This window comes from Pantoea sp. GM_Pan_4 (assembly GCF_026541005.1).
GTDB classification, from domain to species: Bacteria; Pseudomonadota; Gammaproteobacteria; order Enterobacterales; family Enterobacteriaceae; genus Pantoea; species Pantoea dispersa.
The window spans coordinates 171,247-190,495 of record NZ_JALNUZ010000007.1 but is presented as its reverse complement, the minus strand read 5'-3'; the positions used below and the strand labels follow the sequence as shown (position 1 = coordinate 190,495).

At 59.2% G+C, this 19,249-nt stretch carries 14 protein-coding genes; 11 read left to right on the top strand and 3 right to left on the bottom strand.

Annotation, left to right across the window (positions count from 1 at the left end):
- Window positions 1–51: 51 nt before the first annotated feature.
- The 4 genes from OXR61_RS15850 (at window position 52) to speB (ending at window position 5,960) form a co-directional block, all read left to right on the top strand.
- Window positions 52–1,503 (top strand): TolC family outer membrane protein, encoded by a 1,452-nt coding sequence (locus tag OXR61_RS15850; protein WP_031279469.1) that lies wholly within the window; start codon window positions 52–54, stop codon window positions 1,501–1,503.
- A complete protein-coding gene (locus OXR61_RS15845; protein WP_021506642.1) occupies window positions 1,500–3,683 on the top strand; it encodes a type I secretion system permease/ATPase in 2,184 nt (727 codons plus the stop codon). The genes OXR61_RS15850 and OXR61_RS15845 overlap by 4 nt, the downstream gene beginning before the upstream one ends.
- Entirely contained in the window at window positions 3,680–4,906 is a 1,227-nt protein-coding gene (locus OXR61_RS15840; protein ID WP_021506643.1) for an HlyD family type I secretion periplasmic adaptor subunit, read from the top strand. Before OXR61_RS15845 ends, OXR61_RS15840 begins: the two co-directional genes overlap by 4 nt.
- Window positions 4,907–5,039: 133 nt before the next feature.
- Window positions 5,040–5,960, top strand: a complete 921-nt coding sequence (speB, locus tag OXR61_RS15835; RefSeq protein ID WP_021506644.1) for an agmatinase — start codon at window positions 5,040–5,042, stop codon at window positions 5,958–5,960.
- Between the two features lie 257 nt (window positions 5,961–6,217).
- On the opposite strand, the gene OXR61_RS15830 is transcribed toward speB, so the two are convergent.
- A complete protein-coding gene (locus tag OXR61_RS15830) occupies window positions 6,218–6,973 on the bottom strand; it encodes a M48 family metallopeptidase (protein ID WP_021506645.1) in 756 nt (251 codons plus the stop codon).
- Between the two features lie 273 nt (window positions 6,974–7,246).
- Between OXR61_RS15830 and tkt the strand changes: the two genes are divergently transcribed.
- From tkt to argO, 6 genes are all read left to right on the top strand, one after another.
- Window positions 7,247–9,238, top strand: a complete 1,992-nt coding sequence (gene tkt / locus OXR61_RS15825) for a transketolase (RefSeq protein WP_021506646.1) — start codon at window positions 7,247–7,249, stop codon at window positions 9,236–9,238.
- A gap of 398 nt (window positions 9,239–9,636) precedes the next feature.
- A complete protein-coding gene (gene epd / locus OXR61_RS15820; RefSeq protein WP_021506647.1) occupies window positions 9,637–10,656 on the top strand; it encodes an erythrose-4-phosphate dehydrogenase in 1,020 nt (339 codons plus the stop codon).
- Window positions 10,657–10,707: 51 nt separating this feature from the next.
- Complete coding sequence (pgk, locus tag OXR61_RS15815; RefSeq protein WP_021506648.1) at window positions 10,708–11,871, top strand: phosphoglycerate kinase; 1,164 nt, start codon at window positions 10,708–10,710, stop codon at window positions 11,869–11,871.
- Between the two features lie 104 nt (window positions 11,872–11,975).
- The gene (gene fbaA, locus OXR61_RS15810) at window positions 11,976–13,055 is read left to right on the top strand and encodes a class II fructose-bisphosphate aldolase (protein ID WP_021506649.1); all 1,080 of its coding nucleotides are present in this window, start codon (window positions 11,976–11,978) and stop codon (window positions 13,053–13,055) included.
- A gap of 188 nt (window positions 13,056–13,243) precedes the next feature.
- Window positions 13,244–14,119, top strand: coding sequence for a small-conductance mechanosensitive channel MscS (mscS, locus tag OXR61_RS15805; protein WP_021506650.1), 876 nt, complete (start codon window positions 13,244–13,246; stop codon window positions 14,117–14,119).
- 129 nt (window positions 14,120–14,248) lie between these two features.
- Window positions 14,249–14,872: an arginine exporter ArgO gene (argO, locus tag OXR61_RS15800; RefSeq protein ID WP_021506651.1), complete on the top strand. Its 624-nt coding sequence runs from the start codon at window positions 14,249–14,251 to the stop codon at window positions 14,870–14,872.
- On the opposite strand, the gene OXR61_RS15795 is transcribed toward argO, so the two are convergent.
- Window positions 14,851–17,130 carry an FAD-dependent oxidoreductase gene (locus OXR61_RS15795; protein ID WP_267412366.1) on the bottom strand — a complete coding sequence of 760 codons (2,280 nt, stop codon included), beginning with the start codon at window positions 17,128–17,130 and terminating at the stop codon, window positions 14,851–14,853. The two genes, argO and OXR61_RS15795, sit on opposite strands and share 22 nt — an antisense overlap.
- Window positions 17,131–17,188: 58 nt before the next feature.
- Here OXR61_RS15795 and OXR61_RS15790 point away from each other — a divergent pair, with 58 nt between their 5' ends.
- A complete protein-coding gene (locus OXR61_RS15790) occupies window positions 17,189–17,887 on the top strand; it encodes an IclR family transcriptional regulator (RefSeq protein ID WP_021506653.1) in 699 nt (232 codons plus the stop codon).
- Here the strand turns inward: OXR61_RS15790 and OXR61_RS15785 are convergent.
- The gene (locus tag OXR61_RS15785) at window positions 17,874–19,181 is read right to left on the bottom strand and encodes an MFS transporter (RefSeq protein ID WP_031279476.1); all 1,308 of its coding nucleotides are present in this window, start codon (window positions 19,179–19,181) and stop codon (window positions 17,874–17,876) included. The genes OXR61_RS15790 and OXR61_RS15785 overlap by 14 nt on opposite strands.
- Between the last annotated feature and the right edge of the window lie 68 nt (window positions 19,182–19,249).

Genomic DNA, 19,249 nt, shown 5'->3' with positions numbered 1-19,249 from the left:
ATAACGGGCACAGGGAGGTGCCCCTTTCTCTCTTTTACTGGTGAACAATCGATGGATCTGATGCAATCAGGCGCAACAACTCGCCGTACCTGTAAGCTCAGCGCCCTGTGTGCTGGCATTGTGTTTTTTCACAGTTCTCATCTTATGGCTGCCAGTGATGCCGTGACGCAGGCGGGGCGCATAACCTCAGCCGGTCTGGCGCAGCAGCAGGATCTTCCCTCCTTAACCGGTCAGGTGGCCGAACCCGCGCTGGCTAACGTGCCGGATACCTTAACCCTTAACCAGGCAGTACAGCGCGCCATCCAGTGGCATCCGGACATCGCGCAGGCAATTGGCAAAATGCTGGAGCAGGCCAGCCAGGTCGATGTGGCGCAGGCCAAATACTATCCGCAAATCAGCGCCGGCATGAACAACGGCTACAGCAACGCCTACAGCGAGAAAGGCTTCAGCCCGTCATTTGTGCTGTCGGTATCGCAGATGCTGTATGACTTCGGCAAAGTCAGCAGTTCGGTGCGCTCCGCCGAAGCCGGGGTGGCGCAGGAGCAGGCCAGCGTGCTGGTGAGTATTGATACCGTCGCGCACGACACCGCCGCCGCGCTGGTGCAGGTGCAGGGCTATCAGCAACTGGTGAAGATCGCCCAGGATCAGCTGACGGCGTTGAGTAAGATTGGCGATCTGGCGCGTCAGCGCAATGAAGAGGGGGCGGCATCGCTCTCGGACGCCACCCAGACCGACGCGCGTATCGAAGGCGCGCGCACCACGCTGACCCAGTATCAGGCCAGCCTCAACCGCTGGCGTGCCACGCTGGCCAGCTATCTCGGCTGGCCACTGGTGAAAAAGGTCAGCGATGCGTTTCCGCCCAGCCTGACGCGCGCCTGCGCGGTGGGCAAAGCTGACGACAAATCCAATCCGGCGGTGCTGGCGGCGTGGGCGCAGGCACGGCAGGCGCAGGCTAAACTGGATAACGCCAACGCGCAGAATTTACCCACCATTTCGCTGGAACCGCAGGTCACGCATTACCTCAACAATCACTACTCCGGCAGCGAAACGCTCGACCGCACCCAGTATTCCGCGTTCGTCAAAGTTGAGATGCCGCTGTATCAGGGCGGCGGCATTACCGCGGCGCGCGATGCGGCGGCCAGCGCGCTGCAGGCGGCCAATGCGGCGGTGAACTCGGCGCGTCTCAAAGCGCAGCAGCAGCTCAGCGAATCGCAAACCGAAGCGCTGAGCCTGTCGCAGAGCCTGGCGATCATGTCGCGTCAGCAGACGCTGGGCGAGAAGACGCAGCAGCTGTATCAGGACCAGTATCTGCAACTCGGCACCCGTCCGCTGCTGGACGTGCTCAACGCCGAACAGGAAGTGTTTCAGACGCGCTTCGCCATGCAGCAAACCATCAGTCAGTTACGTTCACTGCAGCTCGACTGCTTATACAGCACCGGGCAGATGCGGTCAGCGTTTGCGCTGAATAACCAGCGCATCCAGTCTGTGGAGATCCAGCCATGACGCAATTACAGATTCCGGACGCACCCAATGGCAATCCCGCCAGCGCCGCCGGTGGCGAGGTGCCGTTACACGGCTGGGCCACCGCCATTATTCTCATCGCCACCCATTATCGTCTGCCGTGCTCGCCGGGCATGATCATGGCTGCCAGCGAATGGCAGGGCAAACAGTCACGTGATAAAGCACTGCGCCATCTGGCGCGTCAGGCCGGGCTGTCGCTGCAGCTGTATGAAGAGCATCAGTGGGAGATCAGCAGCTGGCGCTTGCCGCTGGCGGTGGAACTGAGCGACGGCCAGGTTGGCGTCATCACCAGCTTTGATGGCGATGACACGGTGCGCGTGCACCTGGCCGGCGATGAACAACCGGCGCCGATCGCGCTGAACACGCTGCTGCCGCAGATCCGCTACGCCGCGGCGCTGCGTCCGGTGACGGCCGCCAAAGATAGCCGTGTCGATCGCTATCTCGCCACGGTCAGGCCCGACTGGCTGCGCCGTCTGGTGCTGCACGACATGCGTCCTTACGGCTACGTGATGCTGGGATCGTTCCTGATCAACCTGCTGGCGCTGGTCGGCATCATCTTCTCGATGCAGGTGTACGATCGGGTGATTCCGGCGCAGTCGTACCCCACGCTGTACGTGCTGTATATCGGGGTGATCCTCTCGGTGGTGTTCACCTATATTCTGCGCGTCGGTCGCGATCACGTCACCGATCTGCTCGGCAAGCGCGCCGATATGCGCGTCTCCGATCGCGTGTTCGGCCATGCGCTGCGGCTGCGCAACAGCGCGGTGCCGCGATCGACCGGCACCTTTATTTCGCAGCTGCGCGAGCTGGAAGCGGTGCGCGAAATGGTGACGTCGACCACGGTGACGGCGATCGTCGACATGCCGTTCTTCCTGCTGTTTATGCTGGTGATGGCGATCATCGCGCCGCAGCTGGCGTGGATCGCGCCGGTGGCGGTGCTGCTGATGATCCTGCCCGGCGTGCTGAGCCAGAAAAAACTGGCGAAGCTGGCGCAGCAAAACCTGAAAGAGTCGACGCTGCGCAACGCGGTGCTGGTGGAGAGCGTGCAGGGGCTGGAAGATATCAAGCTGATGCAGGCGGAGGATCGCTTTCTGCAGCAGTGGAACAGCTATATCCGCATCACCGCGCAGTCGGGCGTCGAGATGCGCAAAGTGATGCATGCGCTGATTAGCTGGGGCGTCACTATTCAGGGACTGGTGTACGCCAGCGTGATCGTGGTCGGGGCGCCGATGGTGATCAACGGCGATATCACCACCGGGGCGATTGTCGCCGCGTCGCTGCTGTCTTCACGCATGATTGCGCCAATGGCGACGCTGTGTGGCGTGCTGGCACGCTGGCAGCAGGTAAAAGCGGCGAAGAGCAGCCTCGATGCGCTGATGAATCTGCCGGTGGAGAACAGTAAAGACGAAACGCGCATTCACTGTCCGGTACTGTTTGGCCACTATCAGTTCACCGATGCCATGTTCCGCTACTACAGCGATTCGCTGACGGTGGCGCTGCGCATCAAGACGCTGACCATCAAGCCGGGTGAGCGCATCGCCGTGCTGGGGCGCAACGGCTCCGGCAAATCCACGCTGCTGCAGGCGATGGCCGGCGGCATGGATCTGGTGGGCGGCGAGCTGCGGCTGGACAATCTCAGCCTGCCGCATATTGATGTCGCGGACGTGCGGCGCAACGTCGGGCTACTGACGCAGAACGCGCGGCTGTTCCACGGTACGCTGCGGGAAAACCTCACCATGGGCGCGGCGCACGCCACCGACGAAGCGATTTTTGCCGCGCTGACGGTCAGTGGCGGGGCCGATTTTATTCGCCGTCTGCCGCTCGGGCTTGATCATCCGGTCATGGAGGGCGGCGTTGGGCTGTCCGGCGGCCAGCGCCAGTCGCTGCTGCTGGCGCGCATGCTGCTGCGCGATCCTAATATCGTGCTGCTGGATGAGCCGACCGCTTCGCTCGACGATCATACCGAGAAGGATTTTATTGAGCGGCTGGGCGCCTGGCTGAATGGCCGCACGCTGATCGTGGCGACGCACCGCGCGGCGATTCTGTCGCTGGTCGATCGCATACTGGTGCTGAAAGAGGGGCAGCTGGTAATGGATAGCCCGAAAGAGAACGCGCTGCCGGCACCGCGCGCCAGCGGAGCGGCGGGGGAGGGACAGGCATGATGAAACAATTGCCGGCAAAACTGCGGCTGGTGACCGCCGCGGAAGTGGATTCGTCCGACGATCTGCTCGGTGAACTGAAATCGGAAAGCCACTACACCGGCGCAGTGCGGCTGATCGTCATCAGCACGGCGCTGATCGTGGTGGCGCTGGTGTGGGCGTGGTTTGGCATGCTGGATGAGGTCTCAACCGGCACCGGGAAGGTGATCCCCAGTTCGCGCGAGCAGGTGCTGCAGTCGCTGGAGGGCGGCATTCTTACGGAACTGTATGTGCATGAGGGCGATCGCGTGCAGGCCGGGCAGATCGTGGCGAAACTGGATGCCACACGCTCGCAGTCCAGCGTCGGCGAGAGCGCGGCGCGCTACCGGGCCGCACTGGCAGCGGCCTCGCGCCTGCGTGCGGAAGTGAACGATGATCCGCTCACGTTTCCCGCCGAGCTGAAGGGCTACCCGGATCTTATCGCGGCGGAAACCCGGCTGTATAACACCAAACGCGCCCAGCTCAATGATGCAACCCGGCAGTTTAAGGAGTCGCTGGCGCTGGCTAATCGCGAACTGGCTATTACTCAGCGACTGGCGAAAACTGGTGCCGCCAGCAGCGTGGAAGTGCTGCGCTTACAGCGCGATAAGTCCGACCTTGAGCTGAAACTTACCGATATGCGCTCGCAGTATTACGTGCAGGCGCGCGAAGAGCTGGCGAAGGCCAGCGCCGAAGCCGACAGCCTGGCGCAGGTGATTAAAGGGCGCGAAGATACCGTAACGCGTCTGACCATCCGCGCGCCGATGCGCGGCATCGTGAAAAACATCAAAGTCTCGACGGTGGGCGGGGTGATTCCGCCCAACGGTGAGTTGATGAACATCGTACCGATGAACGATCGGCTGCTGATTGAAGCACGCCTGTCGCCGCGCGATATTGCTTTTATCCATCCCGGCCAGCGCGCGGTGGTAAAAATCTCCGCTTACGATTACGCCATCTACGGCGGCCTGAACGGCGTGGTGGAAAGCATTTCGCCGGATACCATCCAGGACGAAGTCAAACCGGAGATTTACTACTACCGCGTGTTTATTCGTACTGATAACGACTATGTGCAGAACAAGGCTGGCCGGCGCTTTGCCATCAGCCCGGGCATGGTATCCACCGTGGATATCAAAACCGGCGAGAAGAGCATCATGGATTATCTGGTCAAACCGTTTAACAAGGCCAAAGAGGCGATGCGCGAGCGCTAATTGCGATGCGCGGCAATCTCGGCGATAATCACGCCCATCAATCCCTTCCTCGTCGGGCCTAACGACGCGGAGGGGATTTTTTTCATCTATACCTTAACTGGCTAACCGATTTAAGGATTTAAGAGGACTCGTTATGTACAACACGCTGGGCAATCAGTACGACAACTCCCTGGTTTCTAACGCCTTCGGTTTCATGCGTTTTCCGCTGAACTTCCAGCCTTACGACAGCGACGCCGAGTGGGTGATTACCGGCGTGCCGTTTGATGCCGCGACGTCAGGCCGGCCGGGCAGCCGTTTAGGGCCGGGGGCGATCCGTCAGATCTCCACTAATCTTGCGTGGGAAGGCTGCCGCTGGCCGTGGGATTTCGATCTGCGTCAGCGCCTCAACGTGGTGGACTGCGGCGATCTGGTGTACGCCTTCGGTGATTCACAGGATCTGTCCGACAAGCTGCAGGCGCACGCGGAAAAGCTGCTGGCGAACGGCAAGCGCATGCTGACTTTTGGCGGTGATCACTATGTCACGCTGCCGCTGCTGCGCGCGCACGCCAAACACTTCGGCAAGATGGCGCTGGTGCACTTCGATGCGCATACCGATACCTACTCCAACGGCCCGACTTTTGACCACGGCACTATGTTCTACACTGCGCCGCAGGAAGGGCTGATCGATCCGCAGCATTCGGTGCAGATTGGTATCCGTACCGAGTTCGATAAGAGCCTGGGCTTCAACGTGCTGGACGCCGCGCAGGTTAATGACCGCAGCGTGGACGACATCCTGGCCGAAGTGAAGCGCACCGTGGGCGATTTGCCGGTGTACCTGACGTTTGATATCGACTGCCTCGATCCGGCCCATGCGCCAGGCACCGGTACGCCAGTTATTGGTGGCCTGACCAGCGATAAAGCCACCAAGCTGATTCGCGGCCTGCAGGGTATGAACATTGTGGGGATGGATCTGGTGGAAGTGGCACCGGGCTACGATCACGCCGACCTGACCTCACTGGCCGCTGCGACGCTGGCGCTGGATATGCTGCACGTGCAGGCGGCGAATAAAGGTTAAGCGGCAGTGCGGACGGCTGCCCTCACCCTGACCCTCTCCCCCAGGAGAGGGAACCGATCGAGCGGGCGGTGAGAACAGCACGGACTGCTCCCACTCCCTCAGGAGAGGGAGCCGATCGAGCCGGCGGTGAGAACAGCACGGACCGCTTCCTCTCCCGCATGCGGGAGAGGGAACCGATCGAGCGGGAGGTGAGAACAGCACGGACTGCTCCCTCTCCCGCGTGCGGGAGAGGGCTGGGGTGAGGGGAAGACCGGCGACTACTTACCATCCGCCGCGATGCGGTCGCGAATATGCTGCGCGCGCGACTCAGAATCCGGATGCGAGTCAAACATTGAGCTCTGGCGGCCCTGATCCAGCTTCGCCAGCTTCTCGAAGCTGGTCGCCAGACCAAGCGGATTAATGCCGCGCTTCTTCAGCAGATCGTACGAATAGTCATCCGCCTGCGACTCCTGAGTCTGTGAGAACTGCGCATTAACCAGTTTCTCGCCCATCTCGCCCAGCTGTGACTGCGACAGTGAGCCAATCACGCCGCCCACCGACGCCGCAGCGTTGCGTGCCGCCGTGGTCGCGAAAGCCACCTGCATCGCTTTGCGCGTATGGCCGAGCGCGACGTGGCCCATTTCATGGCCGAGCACGCCTTCCACTTCGTTGTCGCTCATCATATCCATCAGACCGCTATAAACGCGGATACAGCCATTGGCCATCGCCCAGGCGTTGACGTCTTTGGTCAGATACACCTTGTAGTTGGCCGGTACACCGTTGATGTTATCGCCCAGCGCGGCGGCGATTTTGTTCAGCCGCTGCTGATAGCTGCTGTTGGCCGGCGCCAGCTGGTTCTCTTTATCCATCTGTGCACACGACTGATCGCTCAGCTCTTTAACCTGGGCATCATTCAGCGAGTAAGCCTGAAACGCCTGCGCGCCAGACTGCAACAGTGCGTTGTTATCCATTCCTTCGCAGCCGCTCAGCAGCGAAACCATTCCCAGCGCGACAACCATGGCGCGGATTTTCATATCAGCATCCTTTGAGTAACAAGTAGAGAAAACAAACACCTGAAAAACCACGCAGGTGTTTAAACGCATTGGTTATAGCGTGCCAGGGGCGGATTGGCTAGCAGACAGGCCCCGAAATGCAACCCTGAACCGCAGATTTAGCATCCTGATACATGTACTTTTGCCCCGATTTTCATGTACATTGATGTGCGACTTTTTTCTCGCTTCGCCTTATAACTCATTAATTACAATCAGTTAAGCGTGGCGGAGCATTAATCCGACCTGGAGTAGAAGATGCCCTCTCGTAAAGAGCTTGCCAACGCCATTCGCGCGTTAAGTATGGATGCAGTACAGAAAGCGAAATCGGGACATCCGGGTGCCCCAATGGGCATGGCCGATATCGCTGAAGTGCTGTGGCGTGATTTCCTGAACCACAATCCAACTAACCCGCTGTGGGCAGATCGCGACCGTTTCGTGCTGTCCAACGGCCACGGCTCGATGCTGATTTACAGCCTGCTGCACCTCACCGGCTATGACCTGCCGATGAGCGAGCTGCAGAACTTCCGTCAGCTGCACTCTAAAACCCCAGGTCACCCGGAATACGGTTACACCGCAGGCGTGGAAACCACCACCGGCCCACTGGGTCAGGGCATCGCGAACGCCGTGGGCTTCGCCATTGCTGAGCGCACGCTGGCGGCGCAGTTCAACCGTCCGGGCCATGACATCGTAGACCATCACACTTACGTGTTCATGGGCGACGGCTGCATGATGGAAGGCATCTCACACGAAGTGTGCTCCATCGCCGGTACCCTGAAGCTCGGCAAGCTGGTGGCGTTCTATGACGACAACGGCATCTCTATCGACGGTCACGTGGATGGCTGGTTCACCGACGACACCGCCAAACGCTTCGAAGCCTACGGCTGGCACGTGGTGCGTGGCGTAGACGGTCACGACGCCGACGCGATCAAAAAAGCGGTAGAAGAAGCCGAAGCGGTCACCGACAAGCCATCGCTGCTGATGTGCAAAACCATCATCGGTTTCGGTTCCCCGAACAAAGCCGGTACGCACGATTCGCACGGTGCCCCGCTGGGTGACGACGAAATCGCGCTGACCCGTAAACAGCTGGGCTGGAACTACGCGCCATTTGAAATTCCTTCTGATATCTACGCACAGTGGGATGCCAAAGAAGCCGGCCAGGCGAAAGAGAAAGCCTGGGACGAGAAGTTTGCTGCTTACGCCGCTGCGCATCCGGAACTGGCCACAGAGTTCAAACGCCGCGTGAACAACGAGCTGCCCGCTAACTGGCAGGCGGAATCGCAGAAGTTCATCGAGCAGCTGCAGGCTAATCCGGCAAAAATCGCCAGCCGTAAAGCGTCGCAGAATGCCATCGAAGCCTTCGGTAAGCTGCTGCCGGAATATCTGGGCGGCTCGGCTGACCTGGCACCAAGCAACCTGACCATGTGGTCTGGCTCGAAGCCGATCAATGAAGATGCCGCAGGCAACTACATTCATTACGGCGTGCGTGAGTTTGGTATGACTGCCATCGCCAACGGTATTGCGCTGCACGGTGGCTTCCTGCCGTACACCGCAACCTTCCTGATGTTCGTCGAGTACGCGCGTAACGCGGCACGTATGGCGGCGCTGATGAAAATCCGTCAGGTGATGGTTTATACCCACGACTCTATCGGTCTGGGTGAAGATGGCCCGACGCACCAGCCGGTTGAGCAGATGGCCAGCCTGCGCACCACCCCGAACATGAGCCTGTGGCGTCCATGTGACCAGGTGGAATCTGCGGTGGCGTGGAAATACGCTATCGAGCGCGTTGACGGTCCATCAGCCCTGATCTTCTCGCGTCAGAACCTGGCGCAGCAGGATCGTAGCGCTGAGCAGCTGGCTAACGTGGCGCGCGGTGGTTACGTGCTGAAAGATTGCGACGGCACGCCGGAGCTGATTCTGATTGCGACCGGTTCTGAAGTTGAGCTGGCAGTCGGCGCTTACGAGCAGCTGAGCGCGGAAGGTCGTAAGGTGCGCGTTGTGTCCATGCCGTCTACCGATGCGTTTGATAAGCAGGATGCAGCTTATCGTGAGTCTGTGCTGCCGAAAGCAGTTGGCGCACGCGTTGCTATCGAAGCCGGTATTGCGGATTACTGGTTCAAATACACCGGCCTGCACGGTGCCATCGTTGGCATGACCACCTTCGGTGAGTCAGCGCCAGCTGAGAAGCTGTTCGAAGAGTTCGGCTTCACCGTGGCTAACGTGGTGAAAACCGCGAAATCGATTCTGTAATTTCGCGTAACCCATCGCGCCGCTGCGTGTTGTAGCGGCGCGATTCATCGCGCAGTTCTGCTGCCATCCTCAGGCTTAACTACGCGCAATAAATTGCGCCGCGCCACCCATGAGCAGATCGGCGGGCCTGTTATCACCTCAACCTGAAACGGTTCAATTATTCCTGCAGTAATAATCGCCATTGCCTGAATTTGTGACGCAGATCCAATAATCAGCAGCACAGTTGATCGCAATCATTCCTGTTATTCCTTCCATGCTTTATTCTCGCTGAACCGTTTCAGTTGCAGCCGTGTGCTCTCCGTCAGCAACCGTAACCGGGCAAGAATTCCCTGTACAAAACGCAGCGAAACGCTCAAGGTATTTGGCACGTTTTTTCAGGTGTGGCTGCAGGAAGTGAGATGACCATTCGTATCGCAATAAATGGTTTTGGTCGTATCGGGCGCAACGTGTTGCGTGCGCTGTATGAAACCGGTCGCCGGGCGGAAATCACCGTAGTGGCGATTAACGAACTGGCGGAAGCGGCTGGCATGGCGCATCTGCTGAAGTACGACACCAGCCACGGCCGCTTTGCCTTTGACGTCCGCCAGGAGCGCGATCAGCTGTGGGTTGGCGAAGATACCATCCGTATCCTGCATCAGGCGGAGATTGCCGCGCTGCCGTGGCGCGAGCTGAATGTCGATATCGTGCTGGACTGCACCGGCGTGTACGGCAGCCGCGACGATGGTGAAGCGCATCTGCAGGCTGGCGCGAAGAAAGTGTTGTTCTCGCATCCCGGCGGCAACGATTTGGATGCTACCGTAGTGTTCGGCGTTAACGAACAGGCTCTTAAACAAACTGACCGCATTGTCTCCAACGCATCCTGCACCACCAACTGCATTATTCCGGTGATCAAGCTGCTGGATGACGCCTTTGGCATTGAGTCGGGCACCGTGACCACCATCCACTCGGCGATGCACGATCAGCAGGTGATTGACGCGTATCACAGCGACCTGCGCCGTACCCGTGCCGCCAGTCAGTCGATCATTCCGGTCGATACGCGTCTTGCCGCTGGCATTACCCGTATTTTTCCGAAATTTAACGATCGCTTCGAGGCTATCGCGGTGCGCGTGCCGACGATCAACGTGACCGCCATTGATCTGAGCGTTTCGGTGCGCCAGGCGGTGAAGGCGTGTGAGGTCAACGCGTTGCTGCAAAACGCGTCAGAGGGGGCATTTCGTGGTATAGTTGACTATACGGAATTACCGTTAGTCTCAGTAGATTTTAACCACGATCCGCACAGTGCCATAGTGGACGGCACGCAAACGCGGGTCAGCGGTCACCACCTGATCAAAACCCTGGTCTGGTGTGACAACGAATGGGGCTTTGCTAACCGCATGATCGACACCACGTTAGCAATGGCCGCAAGCGGTTTCAGGTAAGACGCGGACTGCGTCTGGCAAAACTTATGAGAATCAACGAGAGGGTTCACCATGTCTGTAATTAAGATGACCGATCTGGATCTTGCTGGTAAACGCGTTCTGATCCGTGCCGATCTCAACGTACCAGTGAAAGAAGGGAAAGTGACGTCAGATGCACGTATTCGTGCTTCTCTGCCTACCATCGAAGCGGCGTTGAAACAGGGCGCGAAAGTGATGGTTACCTCTCACCTGGGTCGCCCGACCGAAGGTGAATACAACGAAGAGTTCTCCCTCCTGCCGGTTGTTAACTACCTGAAAGAAAAACTGAACGGCACTAACGTGACCCTGGCGAAAGACTACCTCGACGGCGTTGAAGTGGGCGCGGGCGAACTGGTGGTGCTGGAAAACGTTCGCTTTAACAAAGGCGAGAAAAAAGACGACGAAACCCTGTCGAAGAAATATGCCGCCCTGTGTGACGTGTTCGTCATGGATGCCTTCGGCACCGCGCACCGCGCGCAGGCGTCCACTCACGGCGTGGGCAAATTCGCCCCTATCGCCTGTGCCGGTCCGCTGCTGTCTGCCGAACTGGAAGCGCTGGGCAAAGTGATGAGCAATCCACAGCGTCCGCTGGTCGCCGTGGTGGGTGGTTCTAAAGTGTCGACCAAATTCGACGTGCTGCAGTCGCTGGTGAAAATCGCTGACACCGTGATTGTCGGTGGCGGTATCGCTAACACCTTCGTGGCGATCGACAACAACGTCGGCAAATCGCTGTACGAGCCAGACTTCGTTGAGGCCGCTAAAGGCCTGCGCGACCAGTACGGCATTCCGGTACCTACCGATTCACGCGTCGGCACGGAATTCTCCGAAACTGCCCCGGCAACCGTGAAAAAGGTTTCCGAAGTAGCGGATAACGAAGAAATTATGGACTTCGGTGACGAAACCGCACAGAACATGGCGAAACTGCTGAAAGACGCAAAAACCATTCTGTGGAACGGTCCGGTTGGCGTGTTTGAGTTCCCGAACTTCCGTAAGGGCACCGAAATCGTTGCCAACGCTATCGCAGACAGCGACGCGTTCTCTGTTGCCGGCGGCGGTGATACCCTGGCGGCTATCGACCTGTTCGGTATCGAGGACAAAATCTCCTATATCTCTACCGGTGGCGGTGCGTTCCTCGAGTTCGTGGAAGGCAAAAAACTGCCGGCAGTAGCCATGCTGGAAGAGCGCGCGAAGCAGTAATTTTTGGGGGCAGCGCTTCGGCGCTGTCTGAAGGCTTGCCCGCTGTGGGCGAACAGATCGCATTCCCATTGGGGAGTGGACGATAAACGAAACAGGACACAACCATGTCTAAAATTTTTGATTTCGTAAAACCCGGCGTTGTCACTGGTGATGACGTTCAGAAAATTTTCCAAGTAGCGAAAGAAAACAAATTCGCTCTGCCAGCCGTTAACTGCGTCGGCACGGATTCCATCAACGCGGTACTGGAAGCTGCGGCTAAAGTTAAAGCGCCGGTCATCGTTCAGTTCTCCAACGGTGGTGCTGCCTTCATCGCCGGTAAAGGTTTCAAAACCGACAAACCACAGGGCGCTGCGATTTTCGGCGCAATCGCTGGTGCACACCATGTGCATCTGATGGCTGAACAGTACGGCGTGCCAGTAATCCTGCACACCGACCACTGTGCGAAGAAACTGCTGCCGTGGATCGACGGCCTGCTGGATGCTGGCGAAGAGCACTTCAAAAAAACCGGTAAGCCTCTGTTCTCTTCACACATGATCGACCTGTCTGAAGAGTCACTGGAAGAGAACATCGAGATTTCTTCTAAATATCTGGCGCGCATGGCGAAACTGGATATGACGCTGGAAATCGAACTGGGCTGCACCGGTGGTGAAGAAGATGGTGTGGACAACAGCCACATGGACGCTTCTGCACTGTACACTCAGCCAGAAGACGTAGATTACGCTTACACCGAGCTGAGCAAAATCAGCCCGCGTTTCACCATCGCTGCTTCCTTCGGTAACGTGCACGGCGTGTACAAGCCCGGCAACGTGAAACTGACTCCAACCATTCTGCGTGATTCGCAGAAATACGTTTCAGAGAAACACGGCCTGCCGCACAACGCGCTGGACTTCGTGTTCCACGGCGGTTCCGGTTCTTCTGCTGCAGAAATCGAAGAGTCTATCAGCTACGGCGTGATCAAGATGAACATCGATACCGATACCCAATGGGCAACCTGGGACGGCATCCTGCAGTACTACAAAACCAACGAAGCGTACCTGCAGGGTCAGCTTGGCAACCCGAACGGTGCTGACAGCCCGAACAAAAAATACTACGACCCACGCGTCTGGCTGCGTGCGGCACAATCTTCCATGGTTGTGCGCTTAGAGCAGGCTTTCAAAGAGCTGAACGCTGTCGACGTACTGTAATTTTTGCTTACCGTACAAAAAAGGCCCGAAAGGGCCTTTTTTTATGCGTCCCGTCTGGAAATCCCGGTTTATACAGCACATTTTTGGCGCTTCGCCCCATTATTGTTTACCCTTGTACTCGGGAGTGTCGGATTGAATCTGGCAGTTTTTGTACTTTCCTGCGGGAAACTCAACAACAGGGCTAACAAATGGAAGATCTTAACGTCGTTGACGGCATTAACAATGCAGGTGGCTGGCTGGTGCGCAACCAGGCGCTGATCCTCAGCTATGCGGTGAACATCGTGGCGGCTATCGCCATTATTATTGTCGGGATGATTATCGCGCGCGTGGTATCGAACGGCGTCAATCGCCTGCTGGTCGCGCGTCATATTGATGCCACCGTGGCTGATTTCCTCTCGGCGCTGGTGCGCTACGGTATTATTGCCTTCACGATTATTGCCGCGCTGGGCCGCGTCGGCGTGCAGACTGCCTCGGTGATCGCCGTGCTCGGTGCTGCCGGTCTGGCCGTCGGTCTGGCACTGCAGGGTTCGCTCTCCAACCTGGCGGCAGGCGTACTGCTGGTGACCTTCCGTCCATTCCGCACCGGTGAGTTCGTCGATCTCGGTGGCGTGATGGGTACCGTACAGAATGTACAGATCTTCTCGACCACGCTGAAAACCGCTGACGGCAAAATCGTGGTGGTGCCAAACGGCAAAATCATCGCCGGCAACATCGTTAACTTTTCGCGCGAACCTATCCGCCGCAACGAGTTCATTATTGGCGTCGCCTACGATGCGGATGTCGATCAGGTGATCGATCTACTGCGTGAAGTGGTGGAAGCGGACGAGCGCGTGCTGAAAGATCTGGGTATTCAGATTGGCCTGAACGAACTGGCGGCTTCGTCGCTGAACTTTGTGGTGCGCTGCTGGAGCAAAAGCGGTGATCTGCAAAACGTCTACTGGGATCTGATGAAGAACTTCAAGCGCACACTGGATGCGCACGGTATCGGTATTCCTTATCCGCAGATGGACGTGCACCTGCATCAGGTGCAGAGCGAGGCGCAGCAGCCTGCGCGCAGCGAGTAAGTTATCTGGGCACCTGCGGGTGCCCTTGTTTTATCAGTTCCGCTAATGACCGATTAATTCTTTCCATTTCCGCTAATATCCGCGCCTCACTATACTGCACAGCAACACCCCTTTTTCAGGAAATCTTCCGTGTTATCTGTTTACTTACAAGGGCTTGCCCTTGGTGCTGCGCTGATCCTGCCGTTAGGCCCGCAAAATGCCTTTGTCCTGAACCAGGGCATTAAGCGCCATTACCATTTGATGACCGCATCGTTGTGCACATTGAGCGATATTGCGCTGATCTGTGGCGGAATATTTGGCGGCAGCGCGCTGTTGCAGCAGTCGCCGGTTCTGCTGATGCTGATCACCTGGGCTGGCGTGGCGTTTCTGCTGTGGTACGGCTGGGGCGCGCTGCGCAGTGCCTGGCAGGGCGATGTCACGCTGGCGTCAGAGGCGGCGCTGAAGCAGGGGCGCTGGCGCATTGTCGCCACTATGCTGGCGGTGACCTGGCTCAATCCGCATGTCTATCTCGACACCTTCGTGGTGCTCGGCAGCCTCGGCAGTCAGCTGCCGTCGGCGGAGGCGCGCCGCTGGTTCGCTTTCGGCACCGCCAGCGCCTCGCTGCTGTGGTTTTTCGGTCTGGCGCTGCTGGCCGCCTGGCTGTCGCCGCGCCTGCGCACCGTGCGCGCGCAGCGCATCATTAATCTGCTGGTGGGTGGCGTGATGTGGTTTATCGCCCTGCAGCTGGCGCGTCAGGGCATCGCCGGCTGGTGATGCACATGCAGGCCGTAAAGCGCGGGCAGGGCGCCTGCGCTGGCCAGCAGCTCCAGCCGAATCTGGCGGAACGCGGTATCCGGGGGCAGCGCATGATGGCACAGCGAGTGATGATTATCGCTGACCTCGGCCAGCAGCGTGTCATCCAGCCACAGGCGATAGTGGGTAGTGCAGTGCGGCGTTACCGCCTGCGCATGGCCCATCTGCACCGTTTCCATCGCATGATCGAAATCGTTATCGAACAGCAACGTAATCTGGCTGGCGCGCTGCGCGTCCGGCCACTGCCAGCACACCCACGGCTGGCGATCGTCCGCCGCCGGTAGCCAGCCGTTGGTGTGGCTTTCCGGCCGCAGTTTACCGTTGAGCAAATAGTCGCAGTGCCACAGTCGCAGCGGCGTCGCCAGACTAAACGCGATCAGGATCTGATTAGGCGCGCGGCGCGGTAGCCAGAAATCAAACTCATCCACGCCGTAATCGCCGTCGTTTATCTGCCGGGTGCGTTTCGCGACGCGCGGATTGAGGCTGTTGAATACCATCATAATGCCCGGCAGGCGCTGACGGGTGAGCGCCACTTCAACCGCCGGATTTTCTTCAAAGGCGATAAACAGGTAACGATCGCACTCCGCACGGTAGTCAAACGGCAGCGAATACGCCTCTTCAGCGTCAATCTGCAGGCTGTGCGTGGCCAGCAGCCGATCGCCGCAGGTATTGGCCGGATTGTCGCTGGTCAGCAGTGAAACCTGCAGCGTCTGCGCGGATGACGCCCGCAGCCGCACCGTCAGCGCCGGCAGGCGTTCTCCGGCTTTAAGCGGCAGCAGCAGGGCGCAGCGTGAGGTAAGGGCGTGCCAGCCGCCATCCGCGGGCAGGGCGTGCAGCGCGAAGGTGCTGCTGGCGCTGACCTGAGCGGCACCGGCCGGATGCGCCAGCTGCTGACGCGGAATGTACGCGCCGTGGCGCAGCAGCTGTTGCTGCAGCTGACCAATATGCTCCGGCTGCGCCAGCTGACGCGGTGTCTGGTTGTGCTGCTGACACAGCGCCGCCGCGCGGCCCACCACTTCGCCCAGCACGCCACAGGTGCACATCACGCGCGCGCTGCCAAAGGCAACGTGCGTGGCAGAGATAAGCCGACCGGTCAGCAGCAGATTATCCAGCGACTGGCTGTACAGCGCCCGAAACGGAATGGTGTAAGTGCCTTTGCTGTGGAACTGGCGGCAGCCATCGTGAGCGCTGTACACGCCGTCGGCCGGATGCAGGTCAATCGACCAGCCGCCGTAGGCCACCGCATCGTAGTGGTCGCGCTGCGCGATGATATCCTGCTGACACAGCAGGGTGTCGCCGAGAAAGCGTCGGCTCTCGCGCTTGCCGGGAATCAGCCCGACCCATTCAATGGTCAGCGTGTCGGCATCGGCAAACTCGCCGGAGTTTTTGATGTAATCCCACACGCCCCAGACAATCTTCCACAGCTCCCACTTGATGGTTTCGCTTTCATGCACGGTATCCAGCCGGCCGCCCCACTCAAGCCACCACAGATCGCAGCCGTTGAGATCGGAGCTCAAACGTTTATAGCGCGGAATAGCGGTGATCTCTTTCAGCGCAAAGGAGGGCGGTACAAAGCGCACCGGCTGCGCGCTGCGTTTGGTATAAAAATAAATTGAGTGGCCGAGCTTGTGACCAAACTGCTCGCCCGGCGCCATTTTTTCGCCAAACTCCTGCGGTGATTCTGCGCCCACACGGTGCGCTGCCCCGGCCAGATAGCCGAGCACGCCGTCGCCGCTGGCATCGATAAACTGGTCGGCCGTCACGCGATAGCGGGTCTGATTGATGGCGTTGAAAGCCTGTACCGCCTGCAGGCGCTGCGCGGATTTTTCGATGTCGCTGACCACGGTATTGAGCAGTAGCGTCAGGCGCGGCTGCGCCTGCACGATGTCCAGCAGCACCATGTCGAACAGCACCGGGTTGCCCTCTTTGTTACGCCACAGGTTCTCCTCCATGATCTCGCCCATGATGCCGCCTTCACGCGCCCAGCGGTTGTTATTACCCATATGCGACGTCGCGCCGTTGGCCCACAGCCGCACTTCGCTGGAGGCGTTGCCGCCGGGGACCGGGCGATCCTGAATCAGCACCACCTGCTGGCCCGCGCGTGCCGCAGCCAGCGCGGCGCAGACGCCAGCCAGACCGCCACCGGCGACCAGCACATCGGCGTGTAACGACTGCAACGGAAAGGCACGCGCGGCCTGAGAAGAGAAAGTTTGCATCATGAGGTTACTCCCGCCTGAAGGCTGCTAAGATTGAATTTTTACCGTCACAAGGTGATTTATGTCTTCGCAACCCAACCAGAGCCTGATTGACGGAATTCGCTGCCTGCAATATCTGGTCTCCAGTGACAAAGCGGTCGGCGGCCGTGAACTGGCGCGCCAGATGGGGATGAACAGCACGCGGGTAAACCGTCTGCTGATGACCATGGCGTCCATCGGCCTGACGATTCAGGATGAACACCGGCGCTATCTGCCGGGCCCGGGCATTCATGCGCTGGCGGCGCAGGCCATTCGTGGATCGTCGCTGTTTGCTTCGGCACTGCCGCAGCTGGAGGCGCATGCGCCGCGCGATATCGTGGTGGCGCTTGGTGTACTGTGGGAGGACCAGGTCATCTACATCTGGCACTCGGAGCCCGGCGAGCGCACCAGTACCAGCCAGGCGCTGGCCGGATTCCGCATGCTGCCCGCGTGGCAGTCGGTGATTGGCGTCGCGCTGCTGGCGGCGGAGAGTGACGAGGTGCTGCGGCCACGCTTCAGTGACGAACAGTGGGCGCAGATTGCGCCACTGCTGGCGCGCAAACGCACCGGGGATTATCTGGTGTGGCATCGCGAGGACGGCGAAATCAGTATGGCGCAGCCGATCAATAACAACCGCGCGGCGCTGGCCTTCGCCAAAATCTGGCAGGCCGATGAAGCCCAGCTGGCGCAGCGTCTGCAACAGCTGCACGCGCTGGCGAAACGGCTCATCAGCGCGCGCTGACATGGTCAATTTTTCCTACCACAAACAGATAGCTGCAGATGCCAATAGCGGCCAGCACGGCGATAAAAGCCAGCGCCGGCGCGAAGTTGCTGCCGTCAATCAGGGCGCCGATGGCGATCGGCACCACGATCGATGACAGCGCGCCGGTAAAGTTAAATACGCCGCCGGCCAGACCGATCAGATGGCGCGGCGCCAGCGCGGTAACAAACACCCAGGTGATGGTCGCCAGGCCATTACCAAAAAACGCCAGCGACATAAACAGGATGATCAGCCGCGAATCTTCGGTGTAGTTAGCACCAAGGATGAACAGCGTCAGGAACAGGCCGAGGATCACCGGCAGCTTGCGCGCCACGCTGGCTGACACGCCGCGCCGGATCATGCGGTCTGAGGCAAAGCCAGCCAGCAGCACACCACAAAACGCCGCGAAGTAGGGCAGCGACGCCACGTAGCCGCTCTTGATAAAGTCCATGTGGCGATACTCCACCAGATAGGTGGGAAACCAGGTTAGGAAAAACCAGAAGGTGGCAGAGATGGTGAACTGGCCAATATAGATGCCGACCAGCTTGCGGCTGCGAAACATCTGCGCCAGATCGGCCCAGCGTGCACGCGGCGCCTGGCTGCCCTGGCGATTTTCCAGCAGTGCGCCGTTGTCACGCAGATAGTTAAGTTCAGCCTCTGATACACCTTTGTGCTGGTGCGGCTCGCGATACAGCAGATACCACACCAGCGCCCAAATCATGCCCGCCACGCCGGTAATCAGAAACAGCCCGCGCCAGCCAAACGCAGCCTGCACGTGAAACAGCAGCGGCGTCATACAGGCGAGGCCAACAAACTGTGCGGACGAGTAGATGCCAATTGCACTGGCACGCTCCTGCTCGGGGAACCAGCTGGAAATCACCCGATTGTTAGCCGGCATCACCGGCGCCTCGAAGGCACCCACGCCGAGGCGCAGACCGAACAGCGCGCCGAAGCTGCTGGCAAAAGCGTGCAGTGCGGTGATCAGCGACCAGGCAAACAGCCCCGCGCCGTATACCAGCCGCGCGCCGAGACGATCGATCAGGAATCCGCCGGGTATTTGCAGCGCCGCATAGATCCAGCCGAACGCCGAGAAGATCAGCCCCATTTCCAGCGGCGTGAAGCGCAGTTCACCGGCCATCTGCGTGGCGGCCACCGACAGGTTGGTGCGATCCATGTAGTTAATGATGATGTTGATAAACACCAGGGCCAGCATCATAAAGCGTGTGCGTCCGGCTCGCACGCTGACCGCGCTTTGGCTAAGTGGCTGTTCTGTCATAATACAACTCTCCCGAGGGGCAGAAGTGTTTCTTTAATAGAAACGCAGGCGGCGCTTTTCAGCGAATC